Below are 22398 nucleotides of genomic sequence, written 5' to 3' on the forward strand. Positions count from 1 at the left end.
AAAATTTTATATCCTAGTTGTTAATAAATTGTATGTCATTATAGCCCAAAATCGCACTAAAGTGGGCGACTAATTTGGGAGAAACCTCTTCACAAGTTAAATCCTTGTGGTTGATTAGCTCACTCAATTGGCACATTTCAAGCCCTGCGTAACCGCAAGGATTAATGTTTCTAAAAGGCGTTAAATCCATATTAATATTGAGAGCCAAGCCGTGAAAAGAGCAACCTTTACGAATGCGTAAACCAAGCGAGCAGATTTTTTTCTCATTCACATAAACACCCGGTGCGTCAGCTTTTGGATAGCTCTCAATGCCATAATCAGCAAGCGTTTTCACGACCGTTTGCTCCAGTGCTGTAACTAAATCTCGAACCGATACCTCTCTACCTTGAGATTTCAGTCGCTTGATATCAATCAGCACATACATAATCTGCTGCCCTTCGCCGTGATAAGTAATTTGCCCTCCACGATCACTTTGCACCACAGGAATATTAGTTGAATTCAGCAGATGTTCAGGTTTACCTGCCGAACCTTGTGTAAACACGGCAGGGTGCTGAACCAGCCAGACTTCATCAAGCGTGTTCTCATTACGCCCATCTGTGAAGGCTTGCATTTGATGCCAAACGCCTTCGTAAGGTTGAATGCCAAGTCGGCGAATAATCAATTTCATTTTCTATTTTCCAACGTAACGTTATTGAAAAATTGAGGGCGAATACAATTCGCCCTTACTTATAACACCATTCTTACGCCGTTAATTTTAGCGAGTTCCGTATAGAGCGTTTCTACCTGTTCGATATTTTCCGCAATGATATCAATAGAAACAGAGTTATATGTTCCTTTAGAGCTTTTTTGTTCACGAGGGTTGTAATCGCCTTTGGCATATTTTTGAGTAACCACCACTACATCATCAACTAAATCTGCACGGTTTGCTCCCACTACTTTAAAAGTGAAATTGCACGGAAACTCTAATAAATCTTTTAATTTTGCTTGTGGTAAGTCTTGTAAATTCACGGCTTTTGATTGCATTTTTTTATCCTTATTTTGTAAACGGTAAGCGGTGAAATTTTGCAAATTTTTTGCAAAATCACACCGCTTGATTTTGTGCCACACTAAATGGGGATGAAATTTTTAATTACAAGATTAATCAAATAAGCTCTTCACAGTTAAAGCGATCCAATCCCACGCTTTGCCAAAAATACCGGCTTCCGGAACATCTTGTAGTGCTTGTAAGTTAGTGCTTGCCACATCTTTACCATCTAATTGGTAAATCATTTTACCGACTACTTGCCCTTTTACTAAAGGAGCTTCAAGGTTTTTCTTCTCTAACTCATAACGAGCTTTTAAGTCTGCCGCTCTGCCCTTTGGAATGGTTACAAAACTATCTTGTACCGAACCTAACTGCACTTTGTTTACTTCACCATAATAAACACTTTGCTCTGCAACAGATTGTGCCGCTGGAAGTGATTTGATAGTCTCAAAATTGGCAAAACCCCATTGGAGTAATTTTTTACTTTCAACTTCACGCCCTTTATAAGTTGGCACGCCCATTACAACAGAAATCAAGCGAGTATTTGGATTAACCGCTGAAGCTACTAAGTTATAACCGGCTTTATCAGTATGACCTGTTTTCAAACCATCAACTTGAATTGTTTTATCCCACAATAAGCCGTTGCGGTTTGGTTGTGGTTTTTTGATGTTATATTGAAACTCTTTTTCTGCGTGAATTTTGTATTCTTCAGGGTGGTCGCGAATAATATGAGCTCCGATAATTGCCATATCACGAGCTGAAGAATATTGCTCCGGGTGATCTAAGCCGTGCACAGTGGTAAAATGTGTATTTTTCAACCCGAATTGCTGTACATATTTGTTCATTTCATTAATGAATGCGGCTTCAGAGCCGGAAACGTGTTCCGCAAGAGCTACAGATGCATCATTACCTGACACGATAATCAAGCCTTTCATTAAATCTGCAACAGAAACTTTAGTGTTCAAATCTAAGAACATTAATGAAGAACCCGGAAACTTTTGTGCCCAAGAGTTTTCCGTAACTGTAACCATATCGCTATTGCTGATTTTCCCTTCTTTTAATGCTTCGCCTACCACATAGCTAGTCATCATTTTCGTTAATGATGCCGGATATTGACGTTGGTCAGGGTTTAAGCTCACTAATACTTCTCCGGAGTTGTAATCCATCAAAATATAAGTTTGTGCATTAATTTGTGGAGCTTGTAGGTTAAAGTTGGTATTTAAATCAGCGTAAGCAATGCTTGATACCGCAAGACTAACAACACTGAAGGCTTTCACTAATGTTTTTTTCATAAATTCGTCTAAATTCCTCTTAAATTAATACAGAGCATAAAGGTCTTTTGTCACATTTGCATTTTTATTTACTACTGCAATTTTTACCTTAGCTGTACCTGAATGATGCATACCAATATGCTTAGCCGCCGCTGATGATAAATCAAGCACTCTTGCGTGAGCATAAGGTCCTCTATCATTTACTCTCACAACCACCGAACGCCCATTGCGTAAATTAGTTACTTCAATCAAAGTACCAAAAGGCAAAGTTCTGTGGGCTGCTGTCAATTTTGCATTACTAAAGGTTTCACCATTTGCCGTGCGGCGACCATTAAATTTATTGGCGTAATAACTTGCCACACCTGTTTGAAAATGTTTGCTGATAACCTGTTTATGAAGATTCTTTGGCGATTGTTTGTTAATCGTTGCTATCTCTTTTTTCACAGCTTTAGCCGTTACTTTTTGGGCAATTTTTGCCGTCTTTTTTGTTGCTTTAGAAGCTGTTTGCTTCTTTGTTGAGATACTCGACTTAGCTTTTGAATCCTTTGTCGCAGCAAAAGAATTTAATGAGCTAAAAGTCAGAAATCCAGCTAACAACAGGGTTACAATTTTACCTAATCTCATATAAGTTTTTTCCTCTATGTGGATGTCGCTATTGTTTGTAACGATGATAGTTTCACTGCTTTTTGATACCGCAAAAAAGCAAAAGTTCAGGGCGTTGATACCCTATTTATTTCAGCTTGTCGTAAGGGTTGTTACTACCTGTACGTTTACGATGCACATAAGTGGACATCATCAAGCCAAATGCAGCCATAAGAGTAACATAAGATGTTCCTCCATAGCTAAAGAGTGGTAATGGTACACCGACTACGGGCAAAATACCACTTACCATTCCAATATTTACAAAAACGTAAACAAAGAATAACAGGGCTGTACCGCCCGATAATATACGCCCAAAGGCAGAACCTGATTTTGTGCCAATCATTAAGCCTCTGGCAATAATAAATAAATAGATAGCCAGCAAAATCAAGATGCCTATCATACCATGTTCTTCACTCAAAACGGCAAAAATAAAATCGGTGTGCGGTTCAGGCAAAAATTCCAATTGCGATTGCGTGCCTTCCATCCAGCCTTTACCATTAATACCACCGGAGCCTATCGCAATTTTAGATTGGATAATATGGTAGCCTGCACCCAGAGGGTCTTTATCCGGATCGATTAAGGTCATTACCCGTGTTTTTTGGTAATCGTGCATCAAGAAAAACCACATTATCGGAATAAAGCCCGCCAAAAACACCACGCCTGCACCAATCAATTTCCAGCTTAGCCCGGCTAAAAACAGTACAAAAAGCCCTGCCGAACAAACTAAAATAGATGTCCCTAAATCGGGCTGAATCGCAACCAATAACGTTGGTACAATAATAATTGCCAGAGCGATAAAAGTATCTTTAAAACTTGGTGGAAGTGGTCGCTTACTTAAATAAGTAGCAACCATCAACGGCACGGCGAGTTTGGCAATTTCAGAAGGTTGAAAGCGAACAAAACCTAAATTTAACCAACGCTGAGCTCCTTTACTGGTTTCCCCCACCAAATCCACTAAAATCAGTAATATTAAACAAAAAACATACAAATAAGGCGATACTTTTTGATAAAAACGTGGCGGAAACATTGCCATTACTAGCATCAAACCTAAGCCGAGCGAAACTTGTATCACTCGGTTTGTAAACATTCTCTCACTTCCGCCACTAGCACTGTAAAGCACTAATAAGCCGTAGCCGGTAATCGCTAACAAACCGATTAACAAAAGGAGATCAAGCGAAAATAGCTTCCAAAAAAGTTTTTTAAATCCACTATTCATTATTGCCCTCTGTTACAAGCGGTTGATTTTTCTCAGAATTTTGCAAATTAGGTTGTTCACTAACGCCTTTTCTTAACACATAATCCATAATTTGACGAGCAACAGGAGCTGCCGCACTTCCGCCGCCACCGGCATTTTCTAAAATTAATGCCACCACCATTGTCGGATTTTCATAAGGAGCATAACCGATATACCACGCGTGGTCGTGCAGCTCTTTTTTAATTGCATTCTTATCGTAATTTTTACCGTTCAAGTTAAACACCTGAGCTGTTCCCGTTTTACCCGCTGAATGATAAAACGCACTCGCGAATACTTTACGAGCGGTGCCGTTTGACGCGTGGTTTACGTTATACATTCCAAGTTTTGCTAAATTCCAATAAGAATCCGGCACGCCTTTAATATCTTCATAAAGTAGCGGATCTTGATATGGCGTAACTGAATTACTACTTTGTACTTCAAGCATTAAATGCGGTGTATTCACTCGCCCATTATTGATTAAAATCGCCGTTGCTTTCGCTAACTGAAGCGGTGTTGAAATCCAATAACCTTGCCCGATACCAACAGGAATAGTATCACCCTGAACCCATTGCTTTTTATAACGTTTTTGCTTCCATTCACGGGTTGGCATTACGCCTGCCGATTCCTCAAAAATATCGATCCCTGTTTTTACCCCAAAGCCGAATTTATTCATCCATTCCGACATTTTATCAATTCCCATTTTGTAGGCTAACTGATAGAAGAAGGTATCGGATGACTCGGTAATCGCTTTATTCACATTGGTTGCACCGTGCCCACTACGCTTCCAGTCTCGATAACGTTGCGTTGTGCCGGGTAAAATCCAATAACCGGGATCAGAAATAGTCGTTGTCGGCGTAATAAGTCCTTCTTCCAAACCGGCTACCGCCATAAATGCTTTAATAGTCGATGCCGGCGGATAAGTCCCTTGAGTTACACGGCTATAAAGCGGTCTATTTGGATCATCAAGCAACGCTTTATAATCCTTACCTGAAATACCGCCCACAAATAAATTATTGTCATAGCTTGGATTAGAGACCATCGCCAAAATGCTACTATCACGCGGATCTAGCACCACAACCGCCCCTTTTTGCTCAGAAATCAGCGACATCACATATTGCTGCAATTCCACATCAATACTTAAACGAATGCTACTGCCGGCAACCCCGGGTTGATCACGCAGCTTACGGATAACCTTGCCACGATTATTAATTTCTACTTCCTCAAAACCTGTTACACCGTGTAATTGATCTTCGTAGAATTTCTCGATACCCAGTTTTCCCATATCGTGCGAACCTGCATAATTACCGAATTTCCCTTCTTCTTGCAGCTTTTTCTTGTCATTTTCGTTAATTTTCGCTACATAACCGATAATATGGGTCAATAATTCTCCATAAGGATAATTACGCTTGTAGTACGCCTGCACATCTAAACTAGGAAAGCGGTACTGATTGACAGCAAAACGTGCCATCTGCGTTTCATTCAAATTGCCTTTCAGCATAATCGGCGTATAACGAGAGGTGCGTTTTTTCTCTTTATTGTAGTTCTCGATATCTTCGTCTGTCAGCCCAACTACTTCTTTGAGCTCTTCTAAGGTCTGCTCGATATTCTCCGTTTTTTCCGGCACAATAAACAGTCCGAAATAGGTCAAGTTTTCCGCTAATACTTTTCCATTACGGTCATAAATTAGCCCACGGGCAGGTGGCACTGGCAATAATTTAATACGGTTACCATTTGAACGTGTTTGGTAGTCATCATAATTAACCACTTGTAAATGGTACAGATTAGCTAACAACACGCCAGTTAAGGCAAGTACTCCCACAAACGCAACTAAGGCACGGCGAGCATACAGATTACTTTCTGCCTGCCCGTCTCGTACCTTTTCTCGCTGATTTGATGAAGTGAATTTTGCTAATTTACCAAACATATATCTAACAACTATTCTCGATGATAAGGGTGATTAATGGTTACCGACCACGCCCGATACAAACTTTCTGCCACCACCACACGCACTAATGGATGCGGCAAAGTCAAAGGCGATAACGACCAACTCTGCTCAGCCGCTGCTTTACATTCAGGAGATAATCCTTCTGGACCACCAATTAACAAAGCAACATCTCGCCCATCATTTTTCCAGCCTTCTAGTTGAGTGGCTAACTGCTCGGTTGTCCAGGGCTTACCCGGAATATCTAACGTAACAATTTTTGCCTTTCCTGCTGCTGCCAACATCGCCTTGCCTTCAAGCTCTAAAATGCGTTTGGTATCGGCATTCTTGCCCCTTTTCCCTGCAGGAATTTCAATTAGCTCGAACGGCATATCTTTCGGGAAGCGGCGTTGATACTCTTCAAACCCCGTTGTTACCCAGGCTGGCATTTTTGTGCCAACTGCAATTAATTGAATTTTCATTTTTCTGATACTCACAAGCGGTCAAAATTAATGATTAATTTGCAAAAAATCAAATAAAAACAACCGCTTGTAATGCTAATCAAAACAGGCTTACGCCCAAAGTTTCTCTAATTGATACATCTCACGGCTCTCTTCTTGCAACAGATGAACAATCGCTTGCCCGAAATCCACCACAATCCAATCTGCTACCGCTTTGCCTTCATCGCCAAACACTTCAACGCCTGCTTGTTTCGCTTCACTAATCAAACGATCCGCCGTTGAAGCAACGTGGCGACTTGACGTTCCTGTGGCTAAAATCATTGTATCGGTAATACTTGATTTACCTTTTACATCAATGGCTAAAATATCTTTCGCCTTTAAATCATCTAAGGTTTTTGTTAAAAACTCGACTAAATTTTGTTCCACTTTATTTCTCTCTCATACCATAAAAACAGAGAATTTTAACATAGATTGGGGAGATATAAGACAACAAGCGGTTATTTTTGCAAGATTTTTTGCAAAAACAACCGCTTGTATATTTTATTAAAGAGAGAGGTTCATCTAGTAAACGATTTTCTTCGTGTCCAAATAGCAGGTAAACGATAAATAATCAACGCCCCTAAAATTAAGCTACAACCTAGCCATTTTATCGCACTCAGTTGTTCACCTAAAATCACAATACTGAGTAACAATGTCCATACAGGCTCAAGTAACATAATGAGCGATGAGGTAGCAATCTGGCAATGTTTTTGCCCGATGGTTTGTAATAAAAAACGCAAATTGGTTGAAATAAGCACACTGGCAAAAAACCATATCCAGACACTATTTGGAATAGGGAAAGTCCAAGTTTCCATTATCAAAGAATAAATGCTGCAAATAATACCTACCATTGCCAGTTGAATAGTCGTTAAAGGTAATAATCTAACTTGTTTAGCATATTGGTTATTCAAAACAAAATATAACGCACCTGATAATGAAGAAAGTAGAAAGATAGAACTACCTAATGAAAAGTGAAATATGCCTTTATCCATAGAAAGGCAAAAAAGTCCGACTAAGGCAATGGGTAAAGCAATCCAAAATATTTTGGCTGGAGTGTGTTTAAAGATAATCCAAGACAATAAAGGAGCAATAAGCATTGCAAGACTGACTAAAAATGCCCCTTCACCAAAAACAGTACTAAATACTAATCCTAAAACCCAAAAAATAGTATAAATACCATAAGTCCCACCAGTAATAACCGAATATTTAAATTGTGTCTTATCGATTGTTTTTATCTGTTTATAAGAAAATGGAAGCATAATCAATGCCGCCGAAAGGAAACGAACTCCCATAAATCCAATAGGTGGAAAGCCAGATAACGCATTTTTAGAAAAGAACCAGCCTGAGGCGGCTATGAAGGTTACAAGGAAAAGGATTATTTCTCCGAAATGCCTTTTAAACATATTTGTATGCGAGTAAAAAACGGTTCTCTTATTATAAGAGAACCGTTAGGTTAAAACAATTTAGTCGTTAAAATACACTCTTTTCAACGCTAATTCCAACCCACGAAATTCCGCTAAACCTCTTAAACGACCAATCGCAGAATAACCTGGGTTGGTTTTTTTCTTGAGATCATCCAACATTTGATGACCGTGGTCAGGACGCATTGGAATTAAACGATGATCGCCATTCGCTTTGCGACGGTATTCCTCAGTTAATAGTGCTTTCACCACCGCAAACATATCCACATCACCAGTTAGGTGATCAGCTTCGTGGAAACTTTGAGGATTATCTTCCCGTTGAGTCGCACGCAAGTGAGCGAAGTAAATGCGATCTGCAAAGGTTTCTGCCATTTTTACCAAATCGTTTTCTGCTAATACGCCATAAGATCCGGTACAGAATGTAAACCCGTTTGCTGCAAGCGGTTGTATTTCCACGAACCATTGCATATCTTCTATGGTTGATACAATACGTGGCAAACCTAAAATCGGACGCGGTGGATCATCCGGGTGAATTGCCATACGAATACCTACTTCTTGTGCGACTGGTACAATTTCATTTAAGAAATAAGCTAAGTGAGTACGGAATTTATCAGCAGAAATACCTTTATAGCGATCTAACTGAGCTTGGAATTCTTCAAGGGTATAACCTTCCTCAGAACCCGGTAAACCAGCAATAATATTTTTAGTCAATTTTGCAATATCAGCTTCGCTCATCTTATCAAAATAGGCTTTCGCTTCTGCTCTCTCTGCTTCTGAATAGGTATCTTCTGCCCCCGGGCGTTTTAAAATATAGAGTTCAAATGCTGCAAAGGCAACTTGGTCGAAACGCAATGCTTTAGAACCATCCGGCATTTCATAGTCAAGATCAGTACGAGTCCAATCCAGCACAGGCATAAAGTTGTAACATACTGTGTCAATGCCACATTCCGCGAGGTTACGTAACGTTTGTTTGTAGTTATCAATCCATTGTTGGAAATTGCCAGTTTGAGTTTTAATTTCTTCGTGAACCGGCACACTCTCAACAACAGACCAAACCAGACCTTTTTCAGCTAATTGTGCTTTACGTTTATTGATTTCTTCTATCGACCAAACCTGCCCGTTCGGAATATGGTGCAACGCAGTTACGATCCCGGTTGCACCTGCTTGTCTTACATCATCTAAAGATACTGGATCATTTGGTCCATACCAACGCCATGCTTGTTCCATAGTAAACTCCTATAATTGTAGTTTAGGTTCTAGATACCTACTACAACGGGATTGGCATTGAATAGATATCCATCAAATTTAGGGTCTTCAACATCAGATAATTCAAACAGTTTTGTTTTGACATTCTCTAAATGTTGCCACATAGCTCTACGAGCTAATGCAGGATTTTTTCTTTGTATCGCATTTAAAATATTCTCATGATCCTGAACCCACAAATGATGGTGATCATGTTGTAATATCCTAGTATGTAATTGAGTCCACATTGCACTATTAAAACGATATTTCCATAGTTGTTCCTGCAGTTGGACTAATACATCGTTCCCAGTAATCGTGGCAAGTGCAAGATGAAATTCTTTATCTGCACTATAATCATCCATTTTTTCTAGTAGTAGTTTCTTTTCACGCTCCAAAATATTCCTTAATACTTGAATATCTTGTTTTGTCGCTTGCTGAGCAGCAAACTCCGCAATACTACTCTCCAATAATTGACGAGCTTGTAATAATTCGAATGGCCCAACATCACGTAGTTCAACAGATGACTCATCCTGATTTAGCTCAGGTACCTTTATGACATAAACACCAGAGCCTTTTTTAACCTCAATTAACTTTTCAACCTCAAGCATTACCATTGCTTCCCTTACAATGGTTCTACTCACATCAAACCGTTCGGAAATTTCTCTCTCTGTAGGTAATTTATCTCCTACTCTATATTTTCCTTGAGATATCTCTTCTTTGAGAATTTTTCCTATTTTGGTATACGTTCTAGAAGTATTTTGCATAAATCCCCACAAAATTGGAATACCAAAATATCATTTTTGTGACAAACTTCACAAAAATACAAATCTGGAATACCAATATTATTTTTTTGTATTAATATGTGTACATAAAATATCATCGACCTTACTAAATGTCGACTTACTTTATCTAAAAAAGGAAGAAAATTATGAATACACCTATTAAATCTATCTGTCTAGTAGAGCCACATAAAGTTGGTATACATTCTGTTTCCTACCCTATAAAACAGGATAGTGATGTATTAATTAAAGTCGATGGAATGGGGATTTGCGGTTCTGATATAGGGGCATTCCGAGGTACAAATCCTTTAGTTACCTACCCAAGAGTATTAGGGCATGAAATCGTTGGAACTGTCATTGAAGCAGGATTTGGAATGCCAGACAATGTCAAAGTTGGCGATAAAGTTATCTTAGAACCCTATATTTACTGTGGAGATTGTTATCCTTGTTCCATTGGTAGAACAAATTGTTGCGAAACTTTAAAAGTATTAGGTGTACATATTGATGGAGCAATGCAAGAAGTTGTCAGACATCCAGCCAATATGATTATAAAAGCACCAGATATGCCAATTCACGAATTATCTCTAGCAGAGCCTCTCACCATTTCTTTACATGCTATCCATAGAACCAAAGTAAAAGCAGGTGAACATGTTGCTATTATTGGTGCAGGAACAATAGGTTTAATGGCTGCATTAGTCGCAAAGGTTTATGGTGCTACACCAATTCTGATCGATATTTTGGATAAACGATTGGAATATGCGAAATCAATTGGCATTCCTCACACCATCAACCCAACAAAAGAAAACGATCTTGAAGCACTCAAATCCATTACTAACGGTAGAATGGCTGAAGTTGTTATTGAGGCATCGGGGGCGAATATCGCCGTTCAAAACACTCTGAAATATACCTCTTTTGCAGGCAGAATTGCTTTAACCGGCTGGCCAAAAACCGAAACACCTCTACCAACAAATTTAATCACATTTAAAGAGCTTAATATTTATGGTGCAAGAACAAGTAAGGGGGAATTTGAAGAAGCATTAGAGCTTCTCGCATCGAGAAAAATTGAACCAAAAGATATTATTAGTAAGGTAATCAAATTTGATGAGATTCCTTACTATATACAAGAGCTTTCAGATAACCCTGATGATTATCTCAAAATCATAGCGGTATTTTAAATCTTAATTAACCAAATGAGGTACTAATTATGAAACTCAAAACATTAACCAAAGCTTTATTAATTTCTAGTCTTATGCTTGCCGGTTCTGCATTTGCAAAAACCATCATTAAAATTGGTCATTACAACTCTGATGTTCATCCTTCAAACGTTGCCTTACAAGAGTACTTTAAAAAAACTATTGAAGATAAAACGGAAGGGCGTTATGAAATTAGAATCTTCCCAAATAACCAATTAGGTGGTGAAGACCAAATCGTCAATGGATTACGTAATGGGACTATTGAAGGCGGTATTACAGGATTACTATTACAAAACGTAGACCCTATTTTTGGTGTTTGGGAATGGCCGTATCTTTTCAAAGATAATGCTGAAGCCAAAAAAGTATTGGCGTCACCTATTGCTCAAGAAATTGGTGAAAAAATGGAACAATATGGAATCAAACTACTCGCTTATGGTATGAACGGTTTCCGTGTTATTTCTTCCAATAAAAAAGTAGAAAAATTTGATGACTTTAAAGGGCTACGTCTAAGAGTACCATTAAATTCATTATTCGTTGATTGGGCAAAAGCAATGAATATTAATCCTCAAAGTATGCCATTAAGTGAAGTATTTACTGCATTAGAACAAAAAGTAATTGATGGTCAAGAAAATCCATATATGTTAATTAAAGATTCTGGTTTGTATGAGGTACAAAAATACATTATTGAATCTAACCATATTTTCTCACCGGGCTTATTACAACTTAGTTTAAAAACTTGGAACAAGATCTCTAAAGAAGACCAAGCTATTTTCCTGGAAGCTGCAAAACTATACCAAGAAAAAGAATGGGAATTGGCAATGAAAATGGAGCAAGATGTCAAAGACTTCTTCCATAAAAACGGTAAAGAAGTAATCATCCCAAGTGACGCATTCAAAGCCGACATGCTAAAAGCATCAGAAACACTTTATCAAAATTTCTATCAGAAATATGATTGGGCCAAAGATGTAATTTCAAAAATCCAAGCTGCAAAATAGTTGCTCTATTTGGCTACCTTACATACATAAGGTAGCCATTATAAAAACATAAAAGGGGAAATTTATGAAAATTTCTACAGCTTTAGATAGAACCTTGAAAACACTCGCAATTCTAGCTCTATCTACTATGATTATTCTTGTCTTCTTTAATGCCGTTTTACGGTATTTCTTTGATTCAGGTATTGCTTGGTCAGAAGAGTTTGCTCGTATTTGCTTTGTTTATATGATCTTCCTGGGAATTATTTTAGTTGCGAAGGAAAGAGGTCATTTAACTGTAGATATTGTTGTTTCAGCTTTACCTGCAAAAGCACAAATGTATTTTCTTTTCTTTGCTGACATTTTGGTATTAGTTGCTCTCTCTTTTATCACTTACGGTGCATATCAATTAATGTTATTAACATACACTCAAAAAATGCCCGCAACCGAGATTTCATCAGCATTCCTATATTTAGCAGCGGTAGTTTCAGCAGTTTCTTACTTTTTAATTGTATTTACAAATCTGTGGAAACAGATTCGATTAGCTTTTTCTAAAGAGGAGAAATAAATATGTTGTGGTTATTTTTAGGAAGTTTATTTTTCTTTCTCTTTCTAGGTGTCCCTGTTGCACTATCAATGCTATTAAGTGCTAGCTTTATGTTATGGCAAATGGATATGTTTGATGCCCAATTAATCACAGAAAACTTTGTAATGGGTACAAATAATTTCCCTTTAATGGCCATACCTTTTTTCATGCTAACTGGCGAAATAATGAAACATGGTGGTATATCTGAACGAATCATCAATTTTGCAATGAGTATGGTTGGGCATATAAAAGGTGGTCTTGGATACGTTGTTATCATTTCAGGATTAATTTTTGCAGGGTTATCCGGTTCTGCCGTGGCAGATACTGCCGCCCTTGGAGCGATTTTAATTCCAATGATGGTAGCAAGAAAATATGATGTTGCACGTTCTACAGGGTTAATTTGTGCAGCAGGTATTATTTCTGTCGTTATCCCACCAAGCATTCCGATGATTGTTTACGGGATTACCGCAGGTGCATCAATTACCAAATTATTTATGGGAGGTATGGTTCCTGGTTTCTTAATGGTTATAGGTTTATGGTTGGTGTGGAAATATTTATATCGCAATGAAGAACAAACTGTTGAACCAAAACAAACTGCTCAGGAACGCTGGGCTGCATTTAAAGCCGCATTTTTACCGCTATTACTTCCAGTCATCATTATTATAGGATTAAGAGGTGGCATTTTTACCCCGACTGAAGCAGGTGTTGTTGCCGCCATTTATGCTGCAGTTATTAGTGTGATATTAAAAGGTCTAACCTTAGATAAAATACAAGATGTATTCTTAGGCACAATAAAAACAACCGCAATGGTGATGTTTGTTGCAGCTGCAGCTATGATTTCTGCATTTGCCGTAACCGTCGCACAAATTCCAATGGAATTAGTCGAGTTCATCAAAGGCATTACCGATAGTCCAACGATATTAATGTTTGTCATTATGCTTTTCTTATTACTCGTTGGCTGTGTAATGGATTTAATCCCCGCTGTGCTTATCTTTGTACCTGTTTTGTTACCGTTACTCAGAGCCTACAATATTGATATTGCCTACTTCGGTATTATGATGGTCATTAACCTATCTATCGGTTTAATTACACCTCCAGTCGGAACGGTCCTATATGTCGGCTCTGGTATTGCAAAAATTGGTATAGCTCGTTTAACAAAAGGTATTTATCCATTCCTATTAGTTTATGCTGTTATCTTACTCTTACTAACACTATTCCCTGGAATCATTATTGTACCAATGAATTGGCTATCTTAGGAGATTGAATTATGTCTATTGCTATAAACCATCATTTTGAGAATAAAGTAGTTATTATAACCGGTGCAGGTGGTGTTCTATGTGCCTATTTTGCCAAAGAAATTGCCAAAACAGGAGCAAAAGTCGCCTTGTTAGATATTAACTTTGCATCTGCACAAAAATTTGCCAAAGAAATTTGTGCAGAAGGCTATATAGCAAAAGCCTATCAAACCAATATCTTAGATTTAGAAAGTATTAAAAGCACTCGTGATGCCATTGCCGATGACTTTGGAACCTGTGATATTTTAATCAATGGGGCAGGTGGAAATAATCCGGAAGCGACCACCGATAATGAATTTCACGAAGTAAATTTACCTGAAAATACAAAATCATTCTTTGAATTGGACAAAAACGGTATTGAGTTTGTTTTTAACTTAAATTACTTAGGCACACTACTCCCTACCCAAGTATTTGCAAAAGATATGATTGATAAAGAAGGAGCAAACATTATTAACATTTCCAGTATGAATGCCTATACGCCACTGACCAAAATTCCTGCTTATTCCGGTGCAAAAGCGGCTATCAGTAACTTTACTCAATGGCTTGCAGTTTACTTCTCTAAAGTGGGTATTCGTTGCAATGCGATTGCACCGGGATTCTTAATCAGTAATCAAAATCGAGGATTACTCTTTGATAGTGAGGGTAACCCAACTGCTCGAGCCAATAAAATTTTAACCAATACTCCAATGGGACGTTTTGGAGAAGCCGATGAGTTAGTTGGGGCAATTTTATTTTTAATGGATCATCATTATTCAAGCTTCATCAGTGGTATTGTATTACCTGTTGATGGTGGATTTTCTGCTTATAGTGGAGTGTAATTCTCTTCACAAAAAAGGAGATAACAATGAACAAACTCGCCATCATCGGTGAATGTATGATTGAGCTCAACGGCGAACCCTTTGGCAATATGCGTCAAACTTACGGCGGTGATTCACTCAACACCGCTACCTATCTGGCTCGGGTGAGTTCGCCCGAACAGATTGAGGTGCGTTATATTTCCGCTTTAGGTACGGATAAACTCAGTCAAGGGATGTTGGAAGCTTGGCAGACAGATAATATCAATACCGATTTTGTTCTGCTTGATGAACACCGCCAGCCGGGGCTTTATCTGATTCAGTTGGATAAATTCGGCGAGCGGACTTTCCTTTATTGGCGTAATCAATCTGCAGCTCGCTACTTGCTCCAACACTCAGACTATCCTAACATTCTTCGGGCAATGGCTGAAGTAGATATGATTTATCTCAGCGGCATCAGTCTCGCAATCTTGCCTGAAAACGACCGCTCTTTGCTGATTGAGCAGCTTCGTGAGTTGAAAAAACAAGGCATTAAAATCGCCTTTGACAGCAACTACCGTCCGAAACTGTGGGAAAGCGTGGCGTCTGCCCAGCAAAACTATGCAAAACTACTGGAATTAGTGGATTTAGCCCTCGTTACTTTTGATGATGAACATCTGCTTTGGGGCGATGAGAACGAACAAGCCACTCTTACCCGTCTTGCTCAGTATGGCATTGAAACTATTGTGGTAAAACAAGGCTCGCTGGGAGCAACCGTGCAACATAACGGCAAACAGATTTTTGTTCCAACCGTTCCAGTTGAGAATGTGGTTGATACCACCTCCGCAGGTGATTCCTTTAATGCGGGTTTCCTCAACGGTTACTTACTTGGCAAAGATTTAACTACCTGTTGCCAACAAGGCAACCAAGTTGCAGGGATTGTGATTCAACACAAAGGAGCGATTATTGATAAAGCCGCTACCGCTCATTTGAAATCGCAGTTTGAACAAGCAATGTAAATAACAGGCAAGCGGTTAAATTTGCAAAATTTTTTACAAAAATGACCGCTTGTACCCCAAAAGAGGTTAAAAAATGCGTTATACCACTGAACAAATCGTAGAGAAATTAAGAGAACTCAAAGTTGTCCCCGTCATCGCTCTCGACAATGCTGAGGATATTCTACCCCTAGCGAAAACCTTATCCGAAAACGGTTTACCTGTGGTAGAAATCACCTTCCGCTCCGCTGCGGCTGAACAGGCGATTAAATTAGTCAAAGCCCATTATCCTGAAGTATTAATTGCCGCCGGCACTGTGCTAACCAAAGAACAGGTGCTTACCGCTAAAAATGCCGGAGCAGACTGCATTGTTACGCCGGGCTTTAACCCGAATATCGTGAAATATTGCCAAGAGCTAGGTTTACCCATCACTCCGGGGGTGAACAACCCGATGGCAATTGAAGCCGCCCTCGAACTCGGCATACAAGCGGTCAAATTTTTCCCTGCCGAAGCAAGTGGCGGCGTGAAGATGATTAAGGCGTTGTTAGGTCCTTACGGCAACTTACAGATTATGCCGACAGGCGGCATTTCCCCAACTAATATCAAAGAGTACCTCGCTATTCCAAATGTAGTTGCCTGTGGTGGCTCTTGGTTTGTGGAGAAGTCATTGATTAAAGAGAAAAAATGGCAAGAGATTGGGGAGATGGTGAGAGAGGTTGTTGAATTGGTAACGTAGCCCTCGTTATGAACTCAGCCGAGCTAGAAGGTCATTTCTATGGTTCAAATGCAAGCGAAATCGGTGGTGCTTATAGCTCATCAGACTTCTCCGGTACATTTGGCGGTAAAAAACAATAATTTTTTTATTGATTTTTTTGAAAGGCTATTGAAAAATAGCCTTTTCTATTTCTTTTATAATACTTTACTATGAAAAAAATTATTCCTATTGCTTTCAGTTTAGCTGCACATTTTGCATTAGCTGATACCGCCCCAGCTCCAATTCAAGAGAAAATGGATAATCAGCGGATGCAACAAAATCAATCGTTTGAGACACCGGAACATAAAGTTGCTCAAGCTCAGCCCAAAGTGCAAAATAGCAATCAGACTATTTCAATTTCAAGCCAAGAACTCATTCAGCAGCCTGAGTTATTAAATTCAGCAATGCTGACGGCATTGGTAACAGGCAATACCGAAAACGTCCTCTTTTTATTGCCGATATACCAAAAACTCCCTACATCTAAGCAAAATCGTGAAATGATTACGTGGGCAAAGGCAACAGAGGCAAAATCAAATCAAGATTATACTCAATCTATTAAGCTCTACCGAGAGTTGCTGGCAAGTTATCCGGAAAATCAGCCGATCCGAATGCAGCTTGCGGTGGCACTTTTTGAAAACCGTGAAAATGAAGCCGCAGAAGCACAATTTCATAAATTACAAGCGGATAAATTACCTATAAAAATTACAAATATCATCAATCATTATTTAGAAGCCATCAGTAAACAAGACAAATGGGTATTTCAAGGCGGCTTAACTTATTTAAATGATCCAAATATTAATAATGCTCCAGCTTCAGGCACAACTTACGGCAGATGGTCAGCTCCGAAAAAAGAGTCTGCTCAAGGGATTGGGCTAAGTTTTGACGCTGCGAAAAAATGGTCTTGGGGAAATGGTTTCTTCCACGAGTTTCGCCTAAACGGTAATGGCAAATATTATTGGAATAATAAAAAATATAATGAATATTCGCTTAGAGAAAGTTTCGGATTAGGCTATCAAAGTGCGAAACAAAAAATCACAGTTTTACCTTTCTTAGAGCAAACTTGGTATGCGGGCGGTTCTACTCAAAGTCAAAGCACTAAGCGTTATTCAAATGCAGGTGGTGTTAATACTCGTTGGCAATACTGGATTACGCCACAATGGCAATCCTCAATAACGTATGAATATGCCGAGCAACGTTATACCCGTCGCCAGCACTTAGATGGAAATTATCATTTTGTTTCTCCGAGTATTTACTACCATCCAAGCAGCCAGCAATATTGGTTTGTTGGAGCGAACTTTAACCGCAATAGCACCCGAGATTTAGATGACAGCTTTATTCGTCGAGGTGTTTCACTAGGTTGGGGGCAAGAGTGGAAGAATGGGCTTTCAAGCCAATTAAGCGTGAGCTATGGTCGCAAGCAATATAGAGCACCAATGCCTATTTTCCAAATTACCCAGCGTAATAAAGAATACGGCGTACAAGCGAGTATCTGGCACAGAGCCGTGCATTTTAAAGGCATTACTCCTCGTTTAACCTGGCAATATAACAAAGTAAAAAGTAATCACACTTTTTATAGTTATGATAAAAACCGTGTGTATATTGAGTTTTCACATACGTTCTAAGCAAAATCGCCCTGTTCAAGGGCGATTTTTTTGACTTAACAATTTAACAACTTCTTCAACCGATAAAGTTCTTCTAACGCTTGTCTTGGCGTGAGTTCATCAGGTTGGATTGCTTTGAGTGCTTTTTCTAGCTCGCTTTCTTCTGCAACAAGCGGTCGAATTGCTTCGTTTTTTTGCAAATCATCGGAAAAGTCTGCTGCAAAAAGCAAATCCGCCTGTGGGTGTTCATTGGCTTGTTTGGTTTGGTGGGAAATTTCTTCTAAATGAGCTAAACGTTGTTTTGCCAATTGAATCACTTGCTTTGGCACACCGGCAAGAGCCGCCACCGCCAAGCCATAACTTTTGCTTGCTGCCCCTTCTTGTACCGAGTGCATAAAGGCAATGGTGTCGTTATGTTCTCTCGCATCTAAATGTACGTTTGCCACGCCTTTAAGCTGATTTGGTAGCCCTGTTAGCTCGAAATAATGGGTAGCGAATAGGGTTAAAGATTGCGTTTTCTTCGCCAACCATTCCGCACACGCCCACGCCAGCGATAAACCATCATAGGTGGAAGTACCACGCCCGATTTCATCAATCAGCACCAGACTATTTTCGGTAGCTTGGTGCAAAATATTCGCCATTTCGGTCATTTCCACCATAAAGGTTGAACGCCCGGAAGCCAAATCATCACTTGCTCCAATACGAGTGAAAATACGATCAATCGGACCAATTTCCGCACTTTCTGCCGGCACAAAACTGCCGATATACGCCATCAAGGTAATCAGGGCAATTTGTCGCATATAAGTGCTTTTACCCCCCATATTCGGACCTGTTACAATCAACAAATGGCGTTGAGCATTCAGAAATACCGGGTTGGCAATAAACGGATCGGTTAACACCTGCTCAACCACAGGGTGTCTGCCACCTTTGATATTTACCGTTCTAGTTGGGCTAAAAGTCGGGCAAACGTAGTTTAAACTGTCTGCTCGTTCAGCAAGGTTAGTCAGTACATCAAGAGTTGAAAGTACCATTGCGGCAAGTTGTAACTCGCCTAATCGTGGCATCAAAATATCGAACAACTCATCATAAAGTTGCTTTTCAAGTGCGAGCGATGCCCCCTTCGCTTTTAATACCTTGTCTTCATAGGTTTTGAGTTCAGGAATAATATAGCGTTCGGCATTTTTAAGCGTTTGGCGACGGACATAGTGAATCGGGGCTTTATGAGCTTGCCCTTGACTGATTTGAATATAGTAGCCGTGTACCGCATTAAAGCCTATTTTCAGTGTATCAATGCCGGTGGTTTCACGCTCACGAATTTCCAAATTTTCTAAATATTGGGTTGCTCCATCTGAAAGCTCTCGCCATTCGTCCAACTCCGCATTGTAGCCTTCAGCAATCACACCTCCATCACGAATAAGTTGTGGCGGATTTTCAATAATCGCACGCTCAAGCAAATCAAGTAGCTCGCTGAAATCTGCTAATTGAGATAGCAATTTATCTAAACTAGCGGTCAAATTTTGGGAATTTTTTGCAATTTCGGGCAGTTGTGCCAATGCGGTGCGTAAGCGTGTGAGATCACGAGGGCGAGCGGAACGTAACGCAACACGAGCTAAAATCCGCTCCATATCACCAACTTGTTGAAGTAACGGTTGGAGATCGCCTACTCTATCGTGCTGAATAATAGCTGCAATGGTCTGTTGTCTTTCTTGCAGTTTGGCATAATCTCGAATGGGCTGATGAATCCAGCGTTTGAGTAAACGGCTTCCCATTGGGGTAACGCATTTATCTAATACAGCAGCCAGCGTGTTTTCCGTGCCACCTGCGAGATTTTGCGTAAGCTCTAAATTACGGCGGGTTGCAGCATCTAATAACACAGTATCGCTATGTTGAGCTAACTTAATAGAATTAATATGAGGCAATGCGGTACGCTGGGTTTCTTGTGCATAATGCAACACACAACCTGCAGCACAAAGAGCAACGATAGCCTTCTCTACTCCAAACCCCGCAAGACTTTGTGTGCCGAACTGGCGGTTTAATAATTGAATGGAAGTTACCAGCTCAAACTCCCACACAGGACGGCGACGTAAGCCTTTATAATTATTTAAAATGCCCGCAGCCGAGAAATCTTCCGCATACAGAATTTCCGCCGGTTGTAAACGTTGTAATTCTGCCGCCAACGCCTCTTTGTTCGGCAACTCGCTGATTAAAAACCGCCCAGAAGTCATATCCAATGAGGCTATCGCAAAAATACCTTTTTCCTCATAGACTGCTGCCACTAAATTATCTTGGCGTTCAGGTAACAATGCCTCATCGCTAACCGTTCCCGGTGTTACAATTCTCACTACTTTACGCTCAACAGGTCCTTTTGAGGTGGCTGGATCGCCCACCTGTTCGCAAATTGCCACACTCTCGCCCAATGCCACCAGCTTTGCTAAATACCCTTCTACTGCGTGATACGGCACCCCCGCCATTGGAATAGGCTCACCTGCCGATTGCCCACGTTTGGTCAGCGAGATATCCAACAACGCCGCCGCTCGTTTTGCATCATCATAAAATAGCTCATAGAAATCCCCCATTCGGTAAAATAGTAAAATATCCGGATTTTGAGCTTTGAGTTGCAAATATTGCACCATCATCGGCGTGTGAGTAGAAAGATCTTTCGTCATCAATTGTTTAAGTAGTTAGAAATCATTGCCGTTAGTTTAACAGATTAGGGGATCGGAAAAAACAAGCGGTGGTTTTTCGATAAAATTTTGCAATGGTAAGTCGTTATTTTTTTGCTAGAATACGCAAAATTTTTAATGGAAACGCATTATGTTTAAAAAAATAATATTACTTTCAACAGGCTTTTTGGCTGTTGCTTGCACATCAAATGAAACCATAAAAGAAGAAGCTTTTCCGGGTGAATTTGCGAATGCTGATTACGTATTGTCTGAAGCGGACGCTCAAAAATGGGTAGTCTTGAGTAATCAAGCGAAGCAGTGTATTTACCCGAACTTAACCCGTATTCAGCAGGAACATTTTTCTAAGGAAGATTCATATATTTTCTCACAATATGTGTTCTTCTATCCGCTTGAAGAGATTATTGGTGAGCAGTATGTCAAAATCATTCAAAACGATGAAAAATCAATGGGTTACACTCAGCATTTGTTCAAGAAATTTAAAAATAACGAAGCGGTAGAAGAATTACCGAAAAAGCAGTGTGCCACCTTGCGTGCCAATGCGAAAAACGAGCTGTCAGTAGTGAAAGGACAATATCAAAGCGGAATGGCAGAAGAGGCAAAAACAGAAACCAATAAAAATGGAGATAAAGTTGCCACTAACGACAACAAATTCTTCTTCGATATTATCAAATGGGGCAGTGCACTATTGCTCTAATGCTATTAATAAAGCAAGTGGTTATTTTTTAGTTTCAGTAAAAATAACCACTTGCTTTTTTGTCTTGCCGTTAATTACAAATTCAATGAACTTTATTAAATTAGTAAAGTCTTAAAATATAGTTTTTTTCAATAATTCACCCTCTTTTTTATTTAAGTATTTAAGGATTTTAAATGAAACCATTAAAAACATTATTAGCATTAGGCGTTGCTATGGCAGTTTCAGTAACATCATTTGCTGAAACTAATACACAAACAGTGAACGCAAAAGCTGTAGCAACTGAACAAATCAATGCAATTAAAACCTCTACTGCACAAAAAGCAGCTGAAGTTAAAGAAAGTACCAAAGTAAAAGCGAAAGAAGTAAAAGAAAGTGTTGCAGAGAAAACGGAAGCAGTCAAAGCTAAAGCAAGTGCGGCAACAGAAAATGCAAAAGTGAAAGCAGAAGCGGCAAAAATGGCAACAACTGAAAAAGCGGCAACGGCACGTGAAACACTAAATTCAGCTAAAACCGCCACAACAGAAAAAGTTGCAGCAGTAAAAGCAACCGCAGCTGAAAAAACGGCTACGGTGAAAAAATCACAAAAAGTAAATATTAACAAAGCAAGCGAAGAAGAATTACAATCTTTAGCAGGCATTGGCGAATCGAAAGCAAAAGCGATTGTAGAATATCGCAAAAAAGCGGGCAAAATTAAAAGTGCAGCGGAATTATCCAACATTCCGGGTATTGGCGAGGCAACCGTTGAGAAAGTTGCTCCATACTTAACCTTCTAATTCTTTACAAGCGGTAGTTTTGTTGCAAAATTTTGCAAAAAATTA

At 39.5% G+C, this 22398-nt stretch carries 23 protein-coding genes; 11 read left to right on the forward strand and 12 right to left on the reverse strand.

Features of this window, described 5'->3' with window-relative positions; translation table 11 throughout:
- Positions 1-13: 13 nt before the first annotated feature.
- The 11 genes from lipB to X781_RS11370 form a co-directional block, all read right to left on the reverse strand.
- Positions 14-667: a lipoyl(octanoyl) transferase LipB gene (lipB, locus tag X781_RS11320; RefSeq protein WP_025236946.1), complete on the reverse strand. Its 654-nt coding sequence runs from the start codon at positions 665-667 to the stop codon at positions 14-16.
- A 59-nt stretch (positions 668-726) separates the two neighbouring features.
- Positions 727-1023: a DUF493 family protein YbeD gene (ybeD, locus tag X781_RS11325; protein ID WP_025236947.1), complete on the reverse strand. Its 297-nt coding sequence runs from the start codon at positions 1021-1023 to the stop codon at positions 727-729.
- Positions 1024-1137: 114 nt separating this feature from the next.
- Positions 1138-2316, reverse strand: a complete 1179-nt coding sequence (locus tag X781_RS11330; protein WP_025236948.1) for a serine hydrolase — start codon at positions 2314-2316, stop codon at positions 1138-1140.
- Positions 2317-2340: 24 nt separating this feature from the next.
- Complete coding sequence (locus X781_RS11335) at positions 2341-2919, reverse strand: septal ring lytic transglycosylase RlpA family protein (RefSeq protein ID WP_025236949.1); 579 nt, start codon at positions 2917-2919, stop codon at positions 2341-2343.
- A gap of 106 nt (positions 2920-3025) precedes the next feature.
- On the reverse strand, positions 3026-4153 hold the full coding sequence (gene rodA / locus X781_RS11340) for a rod shape-determining protein RodA (RefSeq protein WP_025236950.1): 1128 nt from the start codon (positions 4151-4153) through the stop codon (positions 3026-3028).
- Positions 4146-6095 carry a penicillin-binding protein 2 gene (gene mrdA, locus X781_RS11345; RefSeq protein WP_025236951.1) on the reverse strand — a complete coding sequence of 650 codons (1950 nt, stop codon included), beginning with the start codon at positions 6093-6095 and terminating at the stop codon, positions 4146-4148. Before mrdA ends, rodA begins: the two co-directional genes overlap by 8 nt.
- Before the next feature lie 11 nt (positions 6096-6106).
- On the reverse strand, positions 6107-6574 hold the full coding sequence (rlmH, locus tag X781_RS11350) for a 23S rRNA (pseudouridine(1915)-N(3))-methyltransferase RlmH (RefSeq protein ID WP_025216358.1): 468 nt from the start codon (positions 6572-6574) through the stop codon (positions 6107-6109).
- A gap of 90 nt (positions 6575-6664) precedes the next feature.
- The gene (rsfS, locus tag X781_RS11355; RefSeq protein WP_025216357.1) at positions 6665-6979 is read right to left on the reverse strand and encodes a ribosome silencing factor; all 315 of its coding nucleotides are present in this window, start codon (positions 6977-6979) and stop codon (positions 6665-6667) included.
- 131 nt (positions 6980-7110) lie between these two features.
- Positions 7111-7995 carry a DMT family transporter gene (locus X781_RS11360; RefSeq protein ID WP_025236952.1) on the reverse strand — a complete coding sequence of 295 codons (885 nt, stop codon included), beginning with the start codon at positions 7993-7995 and terminating at the stop codon, positions 7111-7113.
- A gap of 60 nt (positions 7996-8055) precedes the next feature.
- Positions 8056-9240, reverse strand: a complete 1185-nt coding sequence (uxuA, locus tag X781_RS11365) for a mannonate dehydratase (protein ID WP_025236953.1) — start codon at positions 9238-9240, stop codon at positions 8056-8058.
- Positions 9241-9269: 29 nt separating this feature from the next.
- Complete coding sequence (locus X781_RS11370; protein WP_025236954.1) at positions 9270-10019, reverse strand: FCD domain-containing protein; 750 nt, start codon at positions 10017-10019, stop codon at positions 9270-9272.
- Between the two features lie 164 nt (positions 10020-10183).
- Between X781_RS11370 and X781_RS11375 the strand changes: the two genes are divergently transcribed.
- The 9 genes from X781_RS11375 to X781_RS11410 all read left to right on the forward strand — a co-directional run bounded on the left by X781_RS11375 (position 10184) and on the right by X781_RS11410 (position 18223).
- Positions 10184-11209, forward strand: a complete 1026-nt coding sequence (locus tag X781_RS11375) for a zinc-binding dehydrogenase (RefSeq protein WP_025236955.1) — start codon at positions 10184-10186, stop codon at positions 11207-11209.
- Positions 11210-11238: 29 nt separating this feature from the next.
- Positions 11239-12222, forward strand: coding sequence for a TRAP transporter substrate-binding protein (locus X781_RS11380; RefSeq protein ID WP_025236956.1), 984 nt, complete (start codon positions 11239-11241; stop codon positions 12220-12222).
- 64 nt (positions 12223-12286) lie between these two features.
- Positions 12287-12766, forward strand: a complete 480-nt coding sequence (locus X781_RS11385; RefSeq protein ID WP_025236957.1) for a TRAP transporter small permease — start codon at positions 12287-12289, stop codon at positions 12764-12766.
- Positions 12767-12768: 2 nt separating this feature from the next.
- On the forward strand, positions 12769-14040 hold the full coding sequence (locus tag X781_RS11390) for a TRAP transporter large permease (protein ID WP_025236958.1): 1272 nt from the start codon (positions 12769-12771) through the stop codon (positions 14038-14040).
- Positions 14041-14051: 11 nt separating this feature from the next.
- On the forward strand, positions 14052-14897 hold the full coding sequence (locus X781_RS11395; protein WP_025236959.1) for an SDR family oxidoreductase: 846 nt from the start codon (positions 14052-14054) through the stop codon (positions 14895-14897).
- Positions 14898-14923: 26 nt separating this feature from the next.
- Complete coding sequence (locus X781_RS11400) at positions 14924-15871, forward strand: sugar kinase (protein WP_025236960.1); 948 nt, start codon at positions 14924-14926, stop codon at positions 15869-15871.
- Positions 15872-15944: 73 nt separating this feature from the next.
- Positions 15945-16583: a bifunctional 4-hydroxy-2-oxoglutarate aldolase/2-dehydro-3-deoxy-phosphogluconate aldolase gene (locus X781_RS11405; protein ID WP_025236961.1), complete on the forward strand. Its 639-nt coding sequence runs from the start codon at positions 15945-15947 to the stop codon at positions 16581-16583.
- An 8-nt stretch (positions 16584-16591) separates the two neighbouring features.
- A complete protein-coding gene (locus tag X781_RS12275; protein ID WP_144084214.1) occupies positions 16592-16702 on the forward strand; it encodes a transferrin-binding protein-like solute binding protein in 111 nt (36 codons plus the stop codon).
- Positions 16703-16771: 69 nt separating this feature from the next.
- Positions 16772-18223, forward strand: coding sequence for a porin family protein (locus X781_RS11410; protein ID WP_025236962.1), 1452 nt, complete (start codon positions 16772-16774; stop codon positions 18221-18223).
- 35 nt (positions 18224-18258) lie between these two features.
- Here the strand turns inward: X781_RS11410 and mutS are convergent, their stop codons facing one another.
- Positions 18259-20868 (reverse strand): DNA mismatch repair protein MutS, encoded by a 2610-nt coding sequence (gene mutS / locus X781_RS11415; RefSeq protein ID WP_025236963.1) that lies wholly within the window; start codon positions 20866-20868, stop codon positions 18259-18261.
- A gap of 148 nt (positions 20869-21016) precedes the next feature.
- On the opposite strand from mutS, the gene X781_RS11420 reads away from it, so the two are divergent.
- Positions 21017-21580: a DUF5358 domain-containing protein gene (locus X781_RS11420; protein ID WP_025236964.1), complete on the forward strand. Its 564-nt coding sequence runs from the start codon at positions 21017-21019 to the stop codon at positions 21578-21580.
- 173 nt (positions 21581-21753) lie between these two features.
- Positions 21754-22353: a ComEA family DNA-binding protein gene (locus X781_RS11425; protein WP_025236965.1), complete on the forward strand. Its 600-nt coding sequence runs from the start codon at positions 21754-21756 to the stop codon at positions 22351-22353.
- Positions 22354-22398 lie beyond the last annotated feature (45 nt).

The organism is Mannheimia sp. USDA-ARS-USMARC-1261 (genome assembly GCF_000521605.1).
GTDB lineage: Bacteria > Pseudomonadota > Gammaproteobacteria > Enterobacterales > Pasteurellaceae > Mannheimia > Mannheimia indoligenes.

Coding starts and splice junctions, on each gene's coding strand:
- X781_RS11385 (WP_025236957.1), top strand. CDS start 12,287: ATGAAAATTTCTACAGCTTTAGATAGAACCTTGAAAACACTCGCAATT.
- X781_RS11335 (WP_025236949.1), bottom strand. CDS start 2,919: ATGAGATTAGGTAAAATTGTAACCCTGTTGTTAGCTGGATTTCTGACT.
- uxuA (WP_025236953.1), bottom strand. CDS start 9,240: ATGGAACAAGCATGGCGTTGGTATGGACCAAATGATCCAGTATCTTTA.
- mrdA (WP_025236951.1), bottom strand. CDS start 6,095: ATGTTTGGTAAATTAGCAAAATTCACTTCATCAAATCAGCGAGAAAAG.
- X781_RS11360 (WP_025236952.1), bottom strand. CDS start 7,995: ATGTTTAAAAGGCATTTCGGAGAAATAATCCTTTTCCTTGTAACCTTC.
- rodA (WP_025236950.1), bottom strand. CDS start 4,153: ATGAATAGTGGATTTAAAAAACTTTTTTGGAAGCTATTTTCGCTTGAT.
- X781_RS11410 (WP_025236962.1), top strand. CDS start 16,772: ATGAAAAAAATTATTCCTATTGCTTTCAGTTTAGCTGCACATTTTGCA.
- X781_RS11405 (WP_025236961.1), top strand. CDS start 15,945: ATGCGTTATACCACTGAACAAATCGTAGAGAAATTAAGAGAACTCAAA.
- X781_RS11425 (WP_025236965.1), top strand. CDS start 21,754: ATGAAACCATTAAAAACATTATTAGCATTAGGCGTTGCTATGGCAGTT.
- lipB (WP_025236946.1), bottom strand. CDS start 667: ATGAAATTGATTATTCGCCGACTTGGCATTCAACCTTACGAAGGCGTT.
- X781_RS11390 (WP_025236958.1), top strand. CDS start 12,769: ATGTTGTGGTTATTTTTAGGAAGTTTATTTTTCTTTCTCTTTCTAGGT.
- ybeD (WP_025236947.1), bottom strand. CDS start 1,023: ATGCAATCAAAAGCCGTGAATTTACAAGACTTACCACAAGCAAAATTA.
- X781_RS12275 (WP_144084214.1), top strand. CDS start 16,592: ATGAACTCAGCCGAGCTAGAAGGTCATTTCTATGGTTCAAATGCAAGC.
- X781_RS11375 (WP_025236955.1), top strand. CDS start 10,184: ATGAATACACCTATTAAATCTATCTGTCTAGTAGAGCCACATAAAGTT.
- rlmH (WP_025216358.1), bottom strand. CDS start 6,574: ATGAAAATTCAATTAATTGCAGTTGGCACAAAAATGCCAGCCTGGGTA.
- X781_RS11330 (WP_025236948.1), bottom strand. CDS start 2,316: ATGAAAAAAACATTAGTGAAAGCCTTCAGTGTTGTTAGTCTTGCGGTA.
- X781_RS11370 (WP_025236954.1), bottom strand. CDS start 10,019: ATGCAAAATACTTCTAGAACGTATACCAAAATAGGAAAAATTCTCAAA.
- mutS (WP_025236963.1), bottom strand. CDS start 20,868: ATGACGAAAGATCTTTCTACTCACACGCCGATGATGGTGCAATATTTG.
- X781_RS11395 (WP_025236959.1), top strand. CDS start 14,052: ATGTCTATTGCTATAAACCATCATTTTGAGAATAAAGTAGTTATTATA.
- X781_RS11420 (WP_025236964.1), top strand. CDS start 21,017: ATGTTTAAAAAAATAATATTACTTTCAACAGGCTTTTTGGCTGTTGCT.
- X781_RS11400 (WP_025236960.1), top strand. CDS start 14,924: ATGAACAAACTCGCCATCATCGGTGAATGTATGATTGAGCTCAACGGC.
- X781_RS11380 (WP_025236956.1), top strand. CDS start 11,239: ATGAAACTCAAAACATTAACCAAAGCTTTATTAATTTCTAGTCTTATG.